Below are 17322 nucleotides of genomic sequence, written 5' to 3'. Positions count from 1 at the left end.
TCGGCTCAGGCCTCCTTCGCAGCGACCCACGACAGGTCGAGGTCCCACTGCTCGACCGACCCGGCCGGCAGCTGCCACACGTACTCGTTCTTGAGCTTCTTGCCGTCCTCGCGGAACGGCCCCGTCCGGTACGGGTAGAACGCGACCGTCGGCAGCGTGCCGGGCGGCGCCGTGCGGATCGCGTTCGAGAAGTCCTTGTTCAACCGGCGCAGCTCGGCGATCACGGCGCCCCGGGCGGCGTCCGCGTCGAACCCGCCGGCACCCGAGGCGAGCTGGAACGCGATGTGCAGCTGCCGGTCACCGCGGTCGTCCTCGTAGCTGATCAGCCGATGGTTCTCGACGGCCTCGAGCAGCTCCGGGTCGCCGTACACGACGTCCCGCACCACGTCGGGTGCGACGACGGCCCCGTTGTAGTCGACGGACAGGTCGGACCGGCCGTAGTGGAACAGCAGCGGCAGGTCGAGCTCGGCCTCGGCGGCGAGCGCCGCGTGTCCGGTCGCCCGCAGTACGGAGCGGAGTTCCTTCATCCGCACGACGTGTCCGCGGTCGTGGATGTTGTAGCGGATGCGTGGGCTGATGTTCTCGGAGCGGGCGATGGTCACGACGAGTTCACCGAGGTCGTTCGTCTCGATCAGGTAGCCGAACGGGTTGAACTGGAACACCATCGGCAGAACCCCGTACTCGCCCTGCTTGGTCAGGGCGGCGGAGAGTTCCGGTGAGGCGGCGATCGCCCGGCGGAGCTGCACGCTGAACGGTGTCTCGATGCCGAGGTTGATCTCGAGGTCGCTCGCCCCGTAGGAGCCGAGGACGGCCTGCGCGTACTGCTCGATGTGGGCGCGCATGTTCTCGCTGATGCCCTCGCCCCCGAACGCGGCGACGATCGTGTACTGGCTCCAGTCGAGTCGGTCGTCCTCGAACAGGGCCTTCAGGAACGGCGGGTAGCTGCAGATGATGTAGGTGAAGTCGGTGCCGAACTCGCGCATCGTCTGCACGATCTTGTCGCGGTCCGGTCCGATGGACTTGATCATGGAGGACTCGGTGAGCGAAGCGGTCACGTTCATCCCGGTGGCCCAGGCCCCGAGCGAGAAGGCGTTGAGCACGAACGGCTGCTTCGACAGGTCCTTGGCGGTGCGGGAGAACCCGAGTTGCAGCAGCTGTCGGGTGGCCTGGCGTTCGTCGGGGCCGCGCACCCAGCTGGTCGGGGTGCCGCTCGAGCCGCTGGACTCGTCGACGACGACGCCGCGTCGGGGCAGGCGTCCGTCGATGCAGCGCTCGGGGATGCTCCAGCGCTTGACGTAGGAGTCCTTGTCCATCTCGGGGAGCGCCGAGATCGCTGCGGCGATCCCGCCACGGGTGTCGAGCCGGGAGGCCCGTCCGGACTCCGCCAGGAACGCCCGGTACGCGGGGACCCGCTTCGCAGCCCGTTCCGCGGTCCGCCAGGCGCGCCAGCGTCCGAGGGTCCAGCGGAGCGGCTCGATGCCGGGCGTGAGCAGGAGCTTGTGGGTGCCGACCCGGGGCATGAACAGTGCGACGAAGGTCTCGACCACCCACACCACCGAGAACACCGCTGCGCGCTTCACCGGGCACCGCCCACGGTCATCGATGCTGCGGGTCGGCGGTGTGCCAGGGGTGGCGGGTCGCTGTGTCCGAAGCGGAACAGCATCCAGGCCATCCGCCCGTCGGACTCGTCGACGCCCGCACGTTCCACGAACGCGGCGTGTGACCGCGGGTTGGTGATCACCGTGCCGAAGGGGTGCATGGCGATGCCGCGGGCGGAGAACTCCAGCCAGATGCGCATGAAGACCCGTCCGGCCTCGACGTACTCGGCCGGGGTGCTGAACGGTCCCTCGAGCCAGGCGAGCTGTCGGACGCCCCGCATGGTGGACAGGTACACCTTGCGGAAGACCCCGCCGATGCCCGGGGCCTGCCAGAGTCCGCGGTGCTCCATGGCGAACCGGAGCACCGGGCCGGGCATGAGCATCGTCTCCGCGGACAGCCCGTCGCCGGTGGCCGCTGCCTGTCGCTTCGAGAACCGCAGCCAGTGCAGGATCTCGTCGTGCACGGCGTCGTGCTGCAGGTCGTCGAACAGGGTCTCCTGGTTGACGCGCACGATCTCGTCGACGGTGGCCCGGTCGTCGGTGGTGCGGAAGCGCTGCCCGGCGGCCGACGCGATGGCGGACGCGGCCTCGATCGCGGAGGCGTCGACGAGCGTTGCGTCGTAGGGCCTGCGTGAGGTGCGCCGTGCGAGGAAGCCGGCCAGGGCCTCCCGGTCGTCCGCGGTGACCACGTGCGGACGCAACGTCACCGTGCCCAGCCGGTGCAGGCGGTCGTCCGCCGTCGCGTCGTGCCCCGGACCAGCGTCGAGCCGACCGAAGTCCATCTCGGCGTGGTCGAGCCGTTCCTGCACGGTGTACCCGTGCGCCCGTGCCACCACGTCGAGCCCGGCCAGGAACACCCCGGCGCAGACGTGCCCGAACGGGATGCCGAACGACTCCGCCGGCAACCCCCGTCGCAGGTCGTAGAACACGGTCGCGGTGCGGTCGTCCTCGACGCGCACGACGATCGGTTGCGAGTTGTGCGGCGACGGGTAGTGCCGCGCGTCCTCGATGATGCCCGTCCACGGTGATGCCATCGTTCCCCCTCGGTGGTCCCTGGCGACGATCATACGAACCCCCGGCGTGCCCCATGCCGGTCAGGGCATGCACTGTGGACAACCGGTGCGTAGCCTGCTCCTCGTGATGACCATCCGCACCGGCACCGACCTCGCCGCGGTCGACGACGTCGTCGACGCCGTGACGGCGCACGGCGAGCGGTACCTGGACCGGGTGTTCACCCTGCGGGAGCGCACCGACACCGGCGACGACCCGGAGCGCCTCGCTGCCCGGTTCGCGGGCAAGGAGGCCGTCGTGAAACTGCTCCGGCCGGCTCCGGACCAGGCGATCCCGCTGAGGGACATCGCCGTCGTGCTCGACGCCGGCGGCGCCCCCACGGTCGAGCTGTCCGGGGCGGCCGCGGCCCTGGCGGAGTCGATCGGGTGCGGCCCGATCGCGGTCTCGTTGGCACACGAACGGGGGCTCGCGGTGGCGACGGCGGTGGCCCTCTCGGAGCGCTGACCCGGCGCTCCGGACAGGGGTGCGGTTTCCCGCACCGGCACGGCGGTTTCCCGAGGGCCGTTCCTCTTTACGGTTGCAGTCATGGAACAGGACCCGAACCCCTCCAGCACCACCGCGACGATCGCCGACCCGGCCACCGACCGGGCCGTCCGTCGCGCCCTCGCCGAGCACGGCAGGCTGACGGTCGACGCGTGGGACGTCGCGTCGATCGCCGACCTCTACGCCCTCGGCCTGACCTCGCACGCCACCGTCAACGTGATGCTCGCGGTGGAGTCGGACCTCGACGTCGAGTTCCCCGACTCCGTGCTGAACCGGTCCACCTTCGCGACCGTCGAGTCGATCGTCGCCGCGGCGGAGCTCGCCGCGGAGCTCGCCTCGTGACCCTGGTCCTGCCGGCACCGTCGGTCGTCGACCGCTTCGCCGAGCGTGCGAGCGCGGTGGCCGAGGTCGCCGCACAGTTCGCCGACGAGGTCGACCGCGACGCCCGGCCCCCGCGCGAGGCCATCGCCGCGATGCGGGAGTACGGCCTGCTCGCGGCAGCGGTGCCGACCGAGCACGGTGGCGAGGGTGCATCCGTGGCGGAGCTCTCCGCGATCGCGACCGAACTCGGCCGAGCCTGCGCCGCGACCGGCATGGTGTTCGCGATGCACCAGGGCCAGGTCATGGCGCTCTGGCGGCACGGCGGCGACGGTGCCGGCGTGCTCGAGACGATCGAGGCCGTCCGGGGCGGGGCACTCGTCGCGTCGGCCACCACCGAGCGTGGCGTCGGCGGCGACGCCCGGCGGTCCACGTGTTCCATCGAGCCGACCGACGACGGCCGGATCCGCCTGCGCAAGGACGCGCCGGTGATCTCGTACGCCACCGAGGCCGACGCGGTGTTCGTCACCGCCCGCCGCGACCCGGACGCCCCGGCATCGGACCAGCGACTGCTCATCTGCCGCACCGACACGATGGTCCTGTCGCAGACGTCCGCCTGGGACACCATGGGGCTCCGCGGCACGTGCAGCAACGGGTGGATCCTCGACACCGAGACGACGACCGACCGGGTGTTCCGCGACGACTACGCTGCGATCTCCGCCCAGACGGTCCTGCCGGTGTCGCACGTGCTCTGGGCCTCGGTCTGGCTCGGCATCGCGGTCTCGTCCGCGGAACGTGCCCGCAGCGCCGTCCGCAAGCAGGCCCGCGCCGCCGTCGGGACGACCCCGCCCGGTGCGCTGCGGCTGGCCGAGCTCCTGGTCGACCTGCAGGCCCTGGCCGACTCGGTGCGCCACGCCGCCGAACGGTTCGACGTCGCAGCCGAGGACCCGGACGTGCTGGCCTCGAGCGCGTACGCCCTCGCCGCGAACGCCCTGAAGATCGGTGCGTCCGAGCGCGTCACCGACATCGTCACGAAGGCGCTGCGCATCGTCGGGATCGCCGGCTACGCCGCCTCGGGTCCGATGAGCATCGCCCGACACCTCCGAGACGCCCACGGTGCCGCCGTCATGGTGAGCAACGACCGTCTCCTCAAGAACGACGCCGACCTGGCCATCATGACGGGAGTGATCCTGTGACGATCACGGACACCACCACGCACAGCACCGACACCACCACCGCGGACACCGCCGCCGCGGACGCCACCGCCGCGCTCGACGCCGCCCGCGCCGCCCTCCGCGCCCGGCTGCTCACCGACGGCGTGCTCCTCGACCTCGGCACGCCCGGCCTCTACGGCCGCACCGGGGTCTTCGAGCGCGTCTACGCCGCCGTCGACGCGGCAGCGGTGCGCAGCCAGCAGCACCTCGGCGCCGAGGTCCTGCGCTTCCCGCCGGTCGAGCCGCTCGCGTCCTTCGAGCGCACCGACTACATCGCGTCGTTCCCGGACCTCGCCGCGTCGATCTCCGGGTTCACCGGTGACGACCGCACCCACCGCGCGCTGCTCGCCGCCCGCGAGCGCGGTGAGCGCTGGGAGGGGTTCCTCGAGCCGGCCGACCTCATGCTCACCCCCGCGGTCTGCCACCCGGTCTACGGCCTGATCGGCGACACCGTGCCGCAGCAGGGCCGGTTCTTCGACGTCCTCGGCGACTCCTTCCGCCGTGAGCCCTCGCTCGACCCGATGCGCCTGCAGGCCTTCCACATGCACGAGTTCGTGCACGTCGGCACCCCCGCGTCCGCAGCGGCCCACCGGGACGGCAGCATCCCGGTGATGCGCGCGCTGCTCGAGTCGTTCGGGCTCGAGATCGACGTCGTCCCGGCCAACGACCCCTTCTTCGGCCGCGTCGGGCAGATGCTCGCCCGCAACCAGGTCGAGCAGGCGCTCAAGTTCGAGTTCGTGACGAAGGTCTACGGTCCCGACCACGACGCCACCGCGATCAGCTCCGCGAACCTGCACGAGGACCACTTCGGCACCTCGTTCGGCCTCCGCACCGAGGACGGAGAGGTCGCGCACAGCGCCTGCATCGCGTTCGGCCTGGAACGCATCACCATCGCCCTGTTCGCCGCCCACGGCACGGACCTCGACGCCTGGCCGGCGTCCGCCCGCGCCGCCCTCGCCCTGTGACCACGCTGCACGGCTGGTCCGGATCGCCGGCGATCCGCGCCGCGGTCCAGCTCCCCGCCGCCGCGCGCGCCGGCGTCGTCATCTGCCCGCCGCTCGGGCAGGAGGGCGTCATCGCGTACCGCACGCTCCGTCTGCTGGCCGACCGCCTGGAGGCCCGTGGCATCGCCTCGGTGCGCTACGACCCGTCCGGACGTGGTGACGGCGCACCCGACACCACGCCGGACGCGCAGGTCCGGTCCGCGCGCCACGCCGCCGCCGTGCTCCGCACGACCGGTGTGCAGCGCGTCGCGTTCGTCGGGCTGGCCTCGGCCGCCCTCGTCGCGGCGAACGCCGCCGCGGAGACCGACGGCCTCGTCGTCTGGGACGCACCGGCATCGGGCAAGGGGTGGCTCCGCAGGCAGCGCGCCCTCGCGACCATCACGATCGGTGCCGACCGCGTGGTCGACGGCGTCGAGAGCCTGATCGGGTTCGACGTCGAGCCCGACGAGGCCGCCGCGCTCGCGGACCTCGCCTTCACCCCGCGCACCGGGCCCACCGTCGCGCTCGTCCGCCCGGGTGCCCGGCCGCCGAAGCCCCTCGGTGGCGTCGACGTGACCGAGGTCACCGGCAGCGCCGAGCTCCTCGACGGCACGAGCATCCACGCCCGCATCGCCGGAGCGGCCGTCGACACCGTCGTGGCCTGGCTCGACACCTGGGCGCCCGAGACGGCGGTGCCCGTCCGCACGCCCGTCCTCGACGAGGTCCTCGACGTCGACGGCCGCGTGTCGGAGCGCATCGTCCACCTCGGCGAACAGGGGCTGTTCGGGATCGAGACCGTCTCGTCCGCCCAGCACCACGACGCCCCCGTCGTCGTGCTCCACAGCGGCGGCGCCGAACACCGGGTGGGGGCCACCGACTACCAGGTCGAACTCGCCCGCGCCCTCGCCCGCGACGGCGCCCGGGTCGTCCGGGTCGACCGCCGTGCCACCGGCGAGAGCACCGGCGTGCACGAGGACGAGCGGAGCTTCCTGTTCGCGCAGGAGTGGGTGGAGGACCAGTCCGCCGTCGTCACCGCACTCGCAACCCCCTCGGACCGGCTCGTGCTCGTCGGCATGTGCGCCGGTGCCTGGGTCGCGGGCCGCGCCGTCGAGGAGGCCCCGCGCCTGGTCGTCGAGATCAGCCCGAACGACTACCGTCGCGTCCCGGCCGAGCCCGGTTCGTACGCCGACGGGGTCCGGGCGATCGACGCCCCGTCGCCCGCCCGGATGTGGGTGCGCGAGCGGTACAACCGCTTCGTGCCGACGGCCGTCCGCGACCGCATCGCCCGTCGCGACCGGATGGGCGGGGTCGTCGGCCACGTCCGCCCGCTCGTCGAGCACGGCACCGACGTCGTCGTGATCGTCGCGCCTGAGGACGCCGCCCTGTTCGACCGGCTCGGTGGGCAGAAGGCCGTCCGGCGCTGGCCCGGTGACGACCGTCGCGGCTCGGTGTCCGTCGTCCGCGTCGAGGACGGCGACCACGCGCTGTTCTCCCCGACGATGCGCGAGGCCGTCGTCGCCGAGGTGCGCTCCCGCGTCGCGGCGACGTTCCCCGTCCACACCTGACGCGGCCCGACCGGCTCAGCGCAGGCCGAGCTCCCGCGCGACGGCGTCGGGACGCTCGACGTGGGCGAAGTGCCCGCAGTCGTCGAGCAGCACCGTCCGGACCTGCGGCACGAGCACCCGCAGCGCCTCGAGGTCCGAGACGCGGGCGAACACGTCGTCCTGTCCGGCGATCGCCGTCACCGGGCAGGTGATCGCACGCCACCGGTCGACGTCGTACGCCGCCGCCGACCGTGCCGCCTCGGTGAACTGCTCCGGCCGGAGCTCCTCGACGAAGGCCTCGAGCACGCTCGGGTCCAGGCGTCGCACGTGCGTGAACACCGGCGCCGCGACGAGCGGCAGCAGACCGATCCGCGCGATCCCCCGGAGCAGCGGACGAGCGGTGCCACCGGTCACCGTGAGGCCCGCACGCAGCAGGGTGAACGCCGGCAGGGTGCCGAGCGCCCGCACCGGGTGCCGAGCCGCGCCGGCGGTCGCGACCGTGGTACCGGACACCAGGGCGAGCGACCGCACCCGCTCGGGCGCCACCACCGCCAGGTGCAACCCGACGAACGCTCCCATGGAGTGCCCGACCACGTCGACCGCGCCGAGGCCCAGCGCACCGAGGACCGCGGACACGGCACCCGTGACGGCGTCGAGCCCGAGCGGACCGTCGGGAGCCGGCGAGGACCCCCAGCCGGGCAGGTCGACGAGCACCAGCCCGCGGTCCCCGATCCCGTCCGCGGCGCGCAGCAACGGCGTCCACGTCGACCAGGAGCCGGCGACGCCGTGCAGCAGCAGGAGCGGGTCCGGGCCGGCGCGGTGGTGCACCACGACGGGTCCGGTCGGGGCCTCCACGACCGTGCGGGTCAGCCCCCAGGCGCCGGGCGTGACGCGCACCGGGTACGGGGCGTACGCGTCAGCGGTGACCCCGTGACCACGTGGGTCGGTGTCGATGGCGTGCACCGGGCCTCCTGTCCGACCGTCGACGCGGACGCGTCCGTCAGGAGGGATTCGGAACGCTAGCCGACGGGGACGGGTGCCGAGCAGGCGGCGAGCCGGTCGAGGGCCGCCTTGTACTCGGCGACGTCGCGCTGCAGGCCGGGCTCGGTGATGATCGAGGCCTTGATGCGGCCCTGCACGTCGATGACGAAGGTCGCGCGGGTGGCGAAGCCCTTGTTCTCGAGGAACACGCCGTACTCCTTCGAGACGGCGCCGTGCGGCCAGAAGTCGGCGAGCAGCTCGAAGTCGTAGCCGTTCGTCTCGGCGAACGACCGGAGCGTGGCCTTCGAGTCGACCGAGATGCCGAGCAGCTCGATGCGCTGGTCCTGGAACATCGTGATGTTGTCCTGCAGGGTGCAGAGCTCGTTCGTGCACCCGGACGAGAACGCCAGCGGGAAGAAGACGAGTGCGACCGGGCGGTTGCCGCGGAAGTCGCTGAGTCGGACGTGCTCACCGAACTGGTTCGGGAGCTCGAAGTCCGGCGCGAGTGAGCCGATCTCCAGTGCCATCGCTACGTGTGCTTCTTCCTCGGGCGTGGGGTGTGCCCGTCGGGTCCGTGCGCCGCGGATCGCGTGTGCACGATCGGCCATGCTACGCCGACGACACGCGAATGCAAGCACCCGTCCACCTGCACGTCACCATCAGCATCAGCGTCGGTCCTGGGGCCTAGAGTGGACGGGGCCCCAGCCGGTCGCGACCCGACCACCGGAGCCACCATGTCCACCACCACGAGAACGAACGAGGTCAAGGGTGACGGTGAACGACCAGGACCCGTACAGCGCCGGGGCGAACGACCAGGATCCGCAGGAGACCGCCGAATGGCGTGAGTCCCTCGACGGGCTGGTCCAGACCCACGGACACCAGCGCGGTCGCGAGATCATGCTGAGCCTGCTCAAGCGGTCCAAGGAACTGCACCTCGGTGTGCCGATGGTCCCGACGACGGACTACGTGAACACCATCGCGCCGGAGAACGAGCCGGAGTTCCCCGGCGACGAAGAGCTGGAGCGCCGGTACCGCCGCTGGATCCGCTGGAACGCGGCCATCACGGTGCACCGCGCACAGCGTCCCGGCATCGGGGTCGGCGGGCACATCTCGACGTACGCGTCGAGCGCCGCGATGTACGAGGTCGGCTACAACCACTTCTTCCGCGCGCAGGACCACCCGTCCGGTGGCGACCAGGTCTTCTTCCAGGGCCACGCCTCCCCCGGCATGTACGCCCGCGCCTACATGGAAGGGCGCCTCTCCGAGGACCAGCTCGACGGGTTCCGGCAGGAGAAGTCGCACGCCGGTGGCGGCCTGTCGTCGTACCCGCACCCGCGCCTCATGCCGCACTTCTGGCAGTTCCCGACCGTGTCGATGGGCATCGGCCCGATCAACGCGATCTACCAGGCGCAGCAGGCCAAGTACCTGTCGAACCGCGGCATCAAGGACGCCATGGACCAGCAGGTCTGGGCGTTCCTGGGCGACGGCGAGATGGACGAGGTCGAGTCCCGCGGGCAGCTCCAGGTCGCCGCGAACGACGGCCTCGACAACCTGAACTTCGTCATCAACTGCAACCTGCAGCGACTCGACGGCCCGGTCCGTGGCAACGGCAAGATCATCCAGGAGCTCGAGGCGTTCTTCCGCGGTGCGGGCTGGAACGTCATCAAGGTCGTCTGGGGCCGCGAGTGGGACGACCTGCTCGCCCGCGACACCGAGGGCGCGCTCCTCAACCTGATGAACCAGACGCCGGACGGCGACTACCAGACGTACAAGGCCGAGAACGGTGCCTACGTGCGCGAGAACTTCTTCGGGCGCGACCCGAAGGCGCTCGAACTCGTCAAGGACTACACCGACGACCAGATCTGGAACCTCAAGCGCGGTGGCCACGACTACCGCAAGGTCTACGCCGCGTTCAAGGCCGCGACCGAGCACAAGGGCCAGCCGACCGTCATCCTGGCGAAGACGGTCAAGGGCTACGGCCTCGGCCCGAGCTTCGAGGGCCGCAACGCGACCCACCAGATGAAGAAGCTCACGCTCGACAACCTCAAGCAGTTCCGCGACGAGATGCGCATCCCGATCTCCGATGCGCAGCTGGAGGAGAACCCCTACACGCCGCCGTACTACCACCCGGGCAACGACGACGAGGCGATCCAGTACATGCACGAGCGTCGTCGCGCGCTCGGTGGCTACGTTCCGGAACGTCGCACGAAGTACACGCAGTTCACGCTGCCGGACGACTCGAAGTACCAGGTCGTCAAGAAGGGCTCCGGCAAGCAGGAGGTCGCCACCACCATGGCGTTCGCACGCCTGCTGAAGGACCTGCTGCGCTCGCCCGACTTCGGCGACCGCGTGGTCCCGATCATCCCGGACGAAGCACGCACCTTCGGCATGGACGCCTACTTCCCGTCGGCGAAGATCTACAACCCGAACGGCCAGCACTACACGTCGGTCGACCGCGAGCTCCTCTTGGCCTACAAGGAGAGCCCGCAGGGCCAGATCATCCACGTCGGCATCAACGAGGCGGGGGCCCTCGCGGCGTTCACCGCGGTCGGTACCTCGTACTCGACGCAGGGCGAGCCGCTCATTCCGGTCTACGTCTTCTACTCGATGTTCGGGTTCCAGCGCACCGGCGACGCCATCTGGGCCGCCGGCGACCAGATGACCCGTGGCTTCATGATCGGCGCGACCGCCGGCCGCACCACGCTGACGGGCGAGGGCCTGCAGCACGCGGACGGTCACTCGCCGCTCCTCGCCACGACGAACCCGGCCGTCGTCTCGTACGACCCGGCGTACGGCTACGAGATCGGCCACATCGTCAAGGCCGGCCTCGACCGCATGTACGGCACGAACGAGGACGGCTCGCCGAAGCACGCCGACCCGAACGTCATGTACTACCTGACGGTCTACAACGAGCCGCTGGTGCAGCCGGCCGAGCCCGAGGGCGTCGACGTCGAGGGCATCCTCAAGGGGATGTACCTGCTCAAGGCGAGCGAGCACGACGGCCCGAAGGCCCAGCTGCTCGCGTCCGGTGTCGCCGTGCCGTGGATCCTCGAGGCGCAGCAGCTCCTCGCCGAGGACTGGGGCGTGTCGGCCGACGTCTGGAGCGTCACGAGCTGGGGTGAGCTGTACCGCGACGGTGTGGCCGCCGAGCAGCAGGCGTTCCTCAACCCGAACGAGCCGGCCCGCACGCCGTTCGTCACCGAGCGTCTGCTCGGCACCGAGGGTCCGGTCGTCGCCGTGAGCGACTTCATGCACCTGGTGCAGGAGCAGATCCGCCCGTTCGTGCCGACCGACTACGCCACGCTCGGCGCCGACGGCTTCGGCTTCTCGGACACCCGTCCGGCCGCTCGCCGCTTCTTCCACATCGACGGCCCCTCGGTCGTCGTGCGGACGCTGCAGCAGCTCGCCCGCCAGGGCAAGGTCGACGGCGCGCTCGTCCAGCAGGCGATCGACAAGTACCGCCTGCACGACGTGACCGCCGGCACCACCGGCAGCGCGGGCGGCGAGAGCTGATCAACCCGTGACGACGGTCCGCCCGGACCACGAGAGCCAGGAGAGCGCGCGCGAGCGCGCGCTCTCCTGGCTCCGTCAGGTGTCCGGAGAACTCTCCACAGCCACCATCAAGCGGCTCGAGGACACGCTCCCCTGGTACAGCGAGATGCCGCCGGGGCGCCGCTCCGCCGTGGGCCTCGTCGCCCAGGCCGGCATCACCTCGTTCATCAGCTGGCTCGAGGGCACCGCGTCGACGCCGTGGATCGCCGCGGCCGACGTCTTCGGGTCCGCCCCGCGGGAGCTCCTGCGCTCGGTGAGCCTGCAGCAGACCCTGCAGCTCATCCGCGTCGTGGTGACCGTGGTCGAGGAACGCGCCGCCGACGACGAGATGCTGCAGGAGGCGATCCTCAAGTACTCCCGCGACATCGCGTTCGCCGCAGCCGACGTCTACGCCCGCGCGGCCGAGGCCCGCGGCCTGTGGGACGCCCGGCTCGAAGCGCTCGTGGTCGACTCGATCCTCTCCGGCGAGTACGACGACGAACTGCCGTCCCGCATCGCCGCCCTCGGGTGGCACGGCCACGGCGAGGTCGCGGTGCTCGTCGGCACCGCGCCGAAGCAGCTCGAGGTCGACCAGGTCCGGCGGACCGCACGGCACATGGACGCCGACGTGCTCGTCGGGGTCCAGGGGTCGCGGCTCGTCGTGGTGATCGGCCGCGCCACCCCGCGCGACGACGTCCCCGAGGGCGAGGAGCCCGTCTCCTTCACGACCATCGCGCAGGCCCTCGAACCGCTGTTCGGCGACGGGCACCTGGTGCTCGGCAACGAGGTCCCCGGGGTCGTCGACGCCTCGACCAGCGCGAAGGCCGCCCTCGCCGGGTTCGCCGTCGCGCGTGCCTGGCGAGGCGTCCCGCGCCCGGCCCTGGCCGACGACCTGCTGCCCGAACGTGCACTGGCCGGCGACCCGCTCGCCCGGTCGGCACTGGTGCAGCGCATCTACGTCCCGCTCAAGGACCAGTCCACCGAGCTCCTGCAGACGCTGTGGTGCTACCTGGACACCGGCCGGTCGCTCGAGGCCACGGCGCGCGAGCTCTTCGTGCACCCGAACACCGTGCGCTACCGCCTCCGCCGGGTCGCCGACATCATCGGGTGGGACGCCACGCACGCCCGGGACGCCCTGATCGTGCAGTCGGCGCTCATCCTCGGCGCGATGTCCGAGTCCGCGACCGGCCGCCGCCGCATCACGCCCCGGCGCTAGCGCGCTCCGAACGGTAGAGAACCGACAATGTCCCGCGGGGATTCGTGTGGGAAGTCCACACGGGCCCCGCGGGACGAGAACGCGAGGATTGTCCGGTGATCGTCGTCGTCGCGCCCGGACAGGGCTCCCAGACCCCCGGCTTCCTCGCCCCCTGGCTCGAGGACGCCACCGTTCGTGAACGAGTCGGGCAGTGGTCGGAGTCGATCGGCGTCGACCTCGCCGAGCACGGCACGAACTCCGACGCGGACACCATCAAGGACACCGCGCTCGCACAGCCCCTCATCGTGGCCGCCGGCCTGGTGACCGCCGACGCACTGCTCGCCGAGGGCCGTCGTGCCCTGGTGGGCGGGGTCGCCGGACACTCGGTGGGTGAGTTCACCGCCGCCGCGGTCGCCGGGATCCTCGAGCCGACCGACGCCGTCGCCCTGGTCGCCGAACGCGGCCGGGCCATGGCCGACGCCGCAGCGCTCGAGCCGACCTCGATGGCCGCCGTCCTCGGTGGCGACGCCGACGCCGTGGCCGCAGCCCTCGCCGAGCACGGCCTGGTGCCCGCGAACCACAACGGTGGTGGCCAGACCGTCGTCGCCGGTGCCGCGGACGCCATCGCCGCCCTCGCCGCCGACCCGCCCGCCAAGGCCCGGGTGATCCCGCTCGCAGTGGCCGGTGCGTTCCACACCCGGTACATGGCCCCCGCCGTCGAGCGGGTCGCCCCGGTCGCGGCCGCCGCCACCGTGCAGGACCCGACCCTGCCGATCTGGACCAACGCCGACGGCTCCCGCGTCGACGATGGGCGCCGCTTCGTCGACCTGATGGTCCAGCAGATCGCGAGCCCCGTGCACTGGGACGCGGTCATGGAGTCCTTCTCCGCCGCCGGCGTGACCGGCATCATCGAGCTCGCACCCGCCGGTGCCCTCGTCGGCCTGGCGAAGCGCGGCCTCCGCGGCACGCCGACCGTCGCCATCAAGACCCCCGACGACCTGCCTGCAGCGATCGACCTGCTGCAGCGCGCGGGCCAGGAAGCAGACGCAACCGCATGACCGACCCGACCACCCCGACGGACGCCCCCACGGGCCTCCCGACCGGATCCGCGCGCCCGCTGCTCCAGCAGCGTCGCGGCCACGAGTTCACCCGGATCCTGGCGTTCGGCGCCGCCCGCGGCGAGAACGTCGTGCCGAACGACGACCTCGTCGGCCCGATCGACTCGTCCGACGAGTGGATCCGCCAGCGCACCGGCATCATCACCCGCAAGCGCGCGGGCAAGGACGTCGAGGCCGTCGACCTCGCCGAGGCCGCCGCGCGCGAGGCCATCGAGAAGGCCGGCATCGAGCCGTCCCAGATCGGCGTCGTGCTCGTGAGCACCGTCACGCACACCGTCGCCACCCCGTCGATGGCGTCGCTGCTCGCCGAGCGCATCGGCGCCACCCCGGCCGCGGCGTACGACATCAGCGCCGCCTGTGCCGGGTACGCCTACGGCATCGCCCAGGCCGACTCGTTCATCAAGTCCGGGCTCGCCGACCACGTGCTGGTCGTCGGGGCCGAGAAGCTCAGCGACGTCGTCGACCCGACCGACCGCTCGATCTCGTTCCTGCTCGGGGACGGTGCCGGCGCCGCCGTGATCGGCCCGAGCGACTTCCCGGGCATCGCCCCCACCATCTGGGGTTCCGACGGCTCGAAGTGGGACGCCATCGGCATGACCGCGACCTACAACGAGTGGGAGGCCGGGGCACCGCGTCCGACCATGCGCCAGGCCGGGCAGACGGTGTTCCGCTGGGCCGTCTGGGAGATGGTCAAGGTCGCCCGCCAGGCACTCGAGACCGCCGGCGTCCGCCCCGAGGACCTCGCCGCGTTCGTGCCGCACCAGGCGAACATCCGCATCATCGACGAGTTCGCCAAGCAGCTCGGCCTGCCGGAGACGGTGACGATCGCCCGCGACATCACCACCACCGGCAACACCTCCGCCGCGAGCATCCCGCTCGCCACGCACCGCCTGCTCGAGGAGCACCCGGACCTGTCGGGCGGCCTCGCCCTGCAGATCGGCTTCGGCGCCGGACTCGTGTTCGGTGCCCAGGTGGTCGTCCTCCCCTGATCCCCGTCCGGTCGCGCACCCGCGCGCCCGGTCTCCATCCCGACGAGCCTCCGCGCACCCGGACCCCGCGTGCCCTAGGCTGGTCAACGGTCAAACGACACCCCCCTTCAAGGAGAACACTCATGGCCCTGTCCAACGAAGAAGTCCTCGCCGGCCTGGCCGAGCTGATCAACGACGAGACCGGTATCGCCACCGACACCGTCGCCGCCGACAAGTCCTTCACGGACGACCTCGACATCGACTCCATCTCGATGATGACCATCGTGGTCAACGCCGAGGAGAAGTTCGACGTGAAGATCCCGGACGAAGAGGTCAAGAACCTCAAGACCGTGGGCAACGCGGTCGACTACATCGTCAAGGCCCAGGCCTGACACGAGCTTCCTGAGCGCCGCGGCCCGCGGACCCCTGCGGGCCGTGGCGCTCATCTTGTTCACCCCAACGAAAGAGCACGTCGTCCCATGACCAAGAAGACCGTCGTCGTCACCGGGATCGGTGCGATCTCACCCCTCGCCGCGACCGCCCCGGACACCTGGGACGCGCTGCTCGCCGGCAAGTCCGGCATCACCCGCATCGAGGACCCCCGCTACGCCGAGCTCGAACTCCCGGTGGAGTTCGCCGGCCAGGCGCGCCGGTTCCTCACCGACCAGCTCACCCGCCCCGAGTCGAAGCGCCTCGACCCCTCGTCGCAGCTGTCGCTCGTCGCGGCGCGCGAGGCCTGGGCCGACGCCGGCATCGACGACGAGTCGGTCGTGCCCGAGCGCCTCATCGTCGACTGGGCGACCGGCATCGGCGGCGTGAACACGCTGCTCGACGCCTGGGACACCCTGCGTGAGAAGGGTCCGCGTCGCGTCCTGCCGATGACGGTCCCGATGCTCATGGCGAACGGTCCCGCCGCCGCCATCGAGATGGAGTTCGGCGCCCGTGGTGGTGCCCGCACCTACCTGTCCGCCTGCGCGTCCTCGACCGAGTCGCTGGCCGAGGCGTACCGGCACATCGCCGACGGCGACGCCGACATCGTCATCACCGGTGGCGCCGAGGCCGCGCTGCACCCGCTCCCGCTGGCCGCGTTCGCCGCGATGCAGGCCCTGTCGCGCCGGAACGACTCCCCCGAGACCGCGTCGCGTCCCTACGACGTCACGCGTGACGGCTTCGTGCTCGGTGACGGCGCAGCGGCGCTCATCCTCGAGTCGAAGGAGCACGCCGAGGCCCGCGGCGCGACGATCTACGCCGAGGTCGCCGGCTCCGGCATCACCTCCGACGCCTTCCACATCACCGCGCCGGACCCCGAGGGCAGCGCCGCCGCCCGTGCGGTCCTGCAGGCCCTCGAGCACGCCGACGCGAGCATCGAGGACGTCGTGCACGTCAACGCGCACGCCACCTCGACCCCCGTCGGTGACGTCGCCGAGTACCACGCGATGCGTCGGGTCTTCGGCGACCACCTGGACGACGTCGTGGTGTCCGCGACCAAGGCCTCGACGGGCCACCTGCTCGGTGGCGCCGGTGCGATCGAGGCGGTCTTCACCGTCCTCGCGCTGCACAACCGCGTCGCCCCGCCGACGATCAACCTGCACGACCAGGACCCGGAGATCGTCATGGACGTGGCCCGCGAGCCGCGTGCACTGCCCGAGGGCGACCTGCTCGCGGTCAGCAACTCGTTCGGCTTCGGCGGCCACAACGCCGTGGTCGCGTTCCGCAGCGTCTGATCCGTCGCACCCTGCCAGGAGGCCCGTCCCGCGTCGTCGGGGCGGGCTTCCGTCGTTCCGGTGGCCGGTCTGGTGGTCGGCTCAGCCGACGCGGTGCAGCCAGACGACCGGGTTGCCCTCGGCCGCGTGGCGGAAGGGCTCGAGCTCGTCGTCCCAGGCCTGTCCGAGGGCGAGCCGGAGCTCACGGTGCAGTTCGAGGGCGTTGCTGCCCGCGACCTCCATCGCGTAGCGCACCCGGTCCTCGGGGATGACCATGTTGCCCGTGACGTCGGTCTGGGCGTAGAACACACCGAGATCGGGCGTGTGCATCCAGCGACCGCCGTCCGAGGCGCTCGTCGGCTCCTCGGTGACCTCGTACCGCAGGTGTTCCCACCCGCGCAGGGCCGACGCGATCGCAGCACCGGCGCCCACCGCCCCGGTCCACGTGTACTCGGTCCGGCGCGCACCGTCCTGGGCGGGCTGGTCGAGCCACGAGAAGTTCACGGCGCGGTTCATCGCGCGACCTGCTGCCCATTCGACGTGCGGGCAGAGCGCGCGGGGTGAGGAGTGCACGTAGAGCACTCCTGTCGTCGTTCCGTTCACGGTTCCTCCGAT

Annotated in this window: 16 protein-coding genes; 11 read left to right on the top strand and 5 right to left on the bottom strand. The window is 71.7% G+C overall.

Features of this window, described 5'->3' with window-relative positions:
- Positions 1-5: 5 nt before the first annotated feature.
- Complete coding sequence (locus DEJ02_RS14335; protein ID WP_258378746.1) at positions 6-1580, bottom strand: phenylacetate--CoA ligase family protein; 1575 nt, start codon at positions 1578-1580, stop codon at positions 6-8.
- Positions 1577-2632: a hypothetical protein gene (locus tag DEJ02_RS14330; protein WP_111033510.1), complete on the bottom strand. Its 1056-nt coding sequence runs from the start codon at positions 2630-2632 to the stop codon at positions 1577-1579. The genes DEJ02_RS14335 and DEJ02_RS14330 overlap by 4 nt, the downstream gene beginning before the upstream one ends.
- A gap of 106 nt (positions 2633-2738) precedes the next feature.
- Here DEJ02_RS14330 and DEJ02_RS14325 point away from each other — a divergent pair, with 106 nt between their 5' ends.
- The 5 genes from DEJ02_RS14325 (at position 2739) to DEJ02_RS14305 (ending at position 7232) form a co-directional block, all read left to right on the top strand.
- A complete protein-coding gene (locus tag DEJ02_RS14325) occupies positions 2739-3113 on the top strand; it encodes a holo-ACP synthase (RefSeq protein WP_181440370.1) in 375 nt (124 codons plus the stop codon).
- A gap of 81 nt (positions 3114-3194) precedes the next feature.
- Positions 3195-3494 carry an acyl carrier protein gene (locus DEJ02_RS14320; protein ID WP_111033509.1) on the top strand — a complete coding sequence of 100 codons (300 nt, stop codon included), beginning with the start codon at positions 3195-3197 and terminating at the stop codon, positions 3492-3494.
- Positions 3491-4666 (top strand): acyl-CoA dehydrogenase family protein, encoded by a 1176-nt coding sequence (locus DEJ02_RS14315; protein ID WP_111033508.1) that lies wholly within the window; start codon positions 3491-3493, stop codon positions 4664-4666. The genes DEJ02_RS14320 and DEJ02_RS14315 overlap by 4 nt, the downstream gene beginning before the upstream one ends.
- On the top strand, positions 4663-5649 hold the full coding sequence (locus tag DEJ02_RS14310; protein WP_220038389.1) for an amino acid--[acyl-carrier-protein] ligase: 987 nt from the start codon (positions 4663-4665) through the stop codon (positions 5647-5649). The genes DEJ02_RS14315 and DEJ02_RS14310 overlap by 4 nt, the downstream gene beginning before the upstream one ends.
- Positions 5646-7232, top strand: coding sequence for an alpha/beta fold hydrolase (locus DEJ02_RS14305; protein WP_111033507.1), 1587 nt, complete (start codon positions 5646-5648; stop codon positions 7230-7232). The genes DEJ02_RS14310 and DEJ02_RS14305 overlap by 4 nt, the downstream gene beginning before the upstream one ends.
- Positions 7233-7247: 15 nt before the next feature.
- On the opposite strand, the gene DEJ02_RS14300 is transcribed toward DEJ02_RS14305, so the two are convergent.
- Together DEJ02_RS14300 and DEJ02_RS14295 are read right to left on the bottom strand one after the other, a co-directional pair.
- A complete protein-coding gene (locus DEJ02_RS14300; protein WP_181440369.1) occupies positions 7248-8174 on the bottom strand; it encodes an alpha/beta fold hydrolase in 927 nt (308 codons plus the stop codon).
- 56 nt (positions 8175-8230) lie between these two features.
- Positions 8231-8719 carry a peroxiredoxin gene (locus tag DEJ02_RS14295; protein ID WP_071248033.1) on the bottom strand — a complete coding sequence of 163 codons (489 nt, stop codon included), beginning with the start codon at positions 8717-8719 and terminating at the stop codon, positions 8231-8233.
- A 241-nt stretch (positions 8720-8960) separates the two neighbouring features.
- Between DEJ02_RS14295 and aceE the strand changes: the two genes are divergently transcribed.
- The 6 genes from aceE (at position 8961) to DEJ02_RS14265 (ending at position 16728) form a co-directional block, all read left to right on the top strand.
- On the top strand, positions 8961-11705 hold the full coding sequence (gene aceE / locus DEJ02_RS14290) for a pyruvate dehydrogenase (acetyl-transferring), homodimeric type (protein WP_071405343.1): 2745 nt from the start codon (positions 8961-8963) through the stop codon (positions 11703-11705).
- 7 nt (positions 11706-11712) lie between these two features.
- Complete coding sequence (locus DEJ02_RS14285) at positions 11713-12939, top strand: CdaR family transcriptional regulator (RefSeq protein ID WP_111033506.1); 1227 nt, start codon at positions 11713-11715, stop codon at positions 12937-12939.
- A 95-nt stretch (positions 12940-13034) separates the two neighbouring features.
- Positions 13035-13976: an ACP S-malonyltransferase gene (locus DEJ02_RS14280; protein ID WP_071405344.1), complete on the top strand. Its 942-nt coding sequence runs from the start codon at positions 13035-13037 to the stop codon at positions 13974-13976.
- Complete coding sequence (locus DEJ02_RS14275) at positions 13973-15025, top strand: beta-ketoacyl-ACP synthase III (RefSeq protein WP_071405345.1); 1053 nt, start codon at positions 13973-13975, stop codon at positions 15023-15025. The genes DEJ02_RS14280 and DEJ02_RS14275 overlap by 4 nt, the downstream gene beginning before the upstream one ends.
- Before the next feature lie 122 nt (positions 15026-15147).
- Complete coding sequence (locus DEJ02_RS14270; protein ID WP_017886710.1) at positions 15148-15396, top strand: acyl carrier protein; 249 nt, start codon at positions 15148-15150, stop codon at positions 15394-15396.
- Positions 15397-15483: 87 nt separating this feature from the next.
- Positions 15484-16728, top strand: coding sequence for a beta-ketoacyl synthase (locus DEJ02_RS14265; RefSeq protein ID WP_027465338.1), 1245 nt, complete (start codon positions 15484-15486; stop codon positions 16726-16728).
- An 81-nt stretch (positions 16729-16809) separates the two neighbouring features.
- Here DEJ02_RS14265 and DEJ02_RS14260 read toward each other — a convergent pair whose 3' ends face one another.
- Positions 16810-17310 carry a DUF3145 domain-containing protein gene (locus DEJ02_RS14260; protein WP_027465337.1) on the bottom strand — a complete coding sequence of 167 codons (501 nt, stop codon included), beginning with the start codon at positions 17308-17310 and terminating at the stop codon, positions 16810-16812.
- Positions 17311-17322: the final 12 nt, after the last annotated feature.

The sequence above is a fragment of the Curtobacterium sp. MCLR17_042 genome, from assembly GCF_003234695.1.
Taxonomy (GTDB): Bacteria; Actinomycetota; Actinomycetes; order Actinomycetales; family Microbacteriaceae; genus Curtobacterium; species Curtobacterium flaccumfaciens.
The sequence above is the reverse complement of the archived record's forward strand: the minus strand, read 5'-3'. Positions and strand labels throughout refer to the sequence as shown.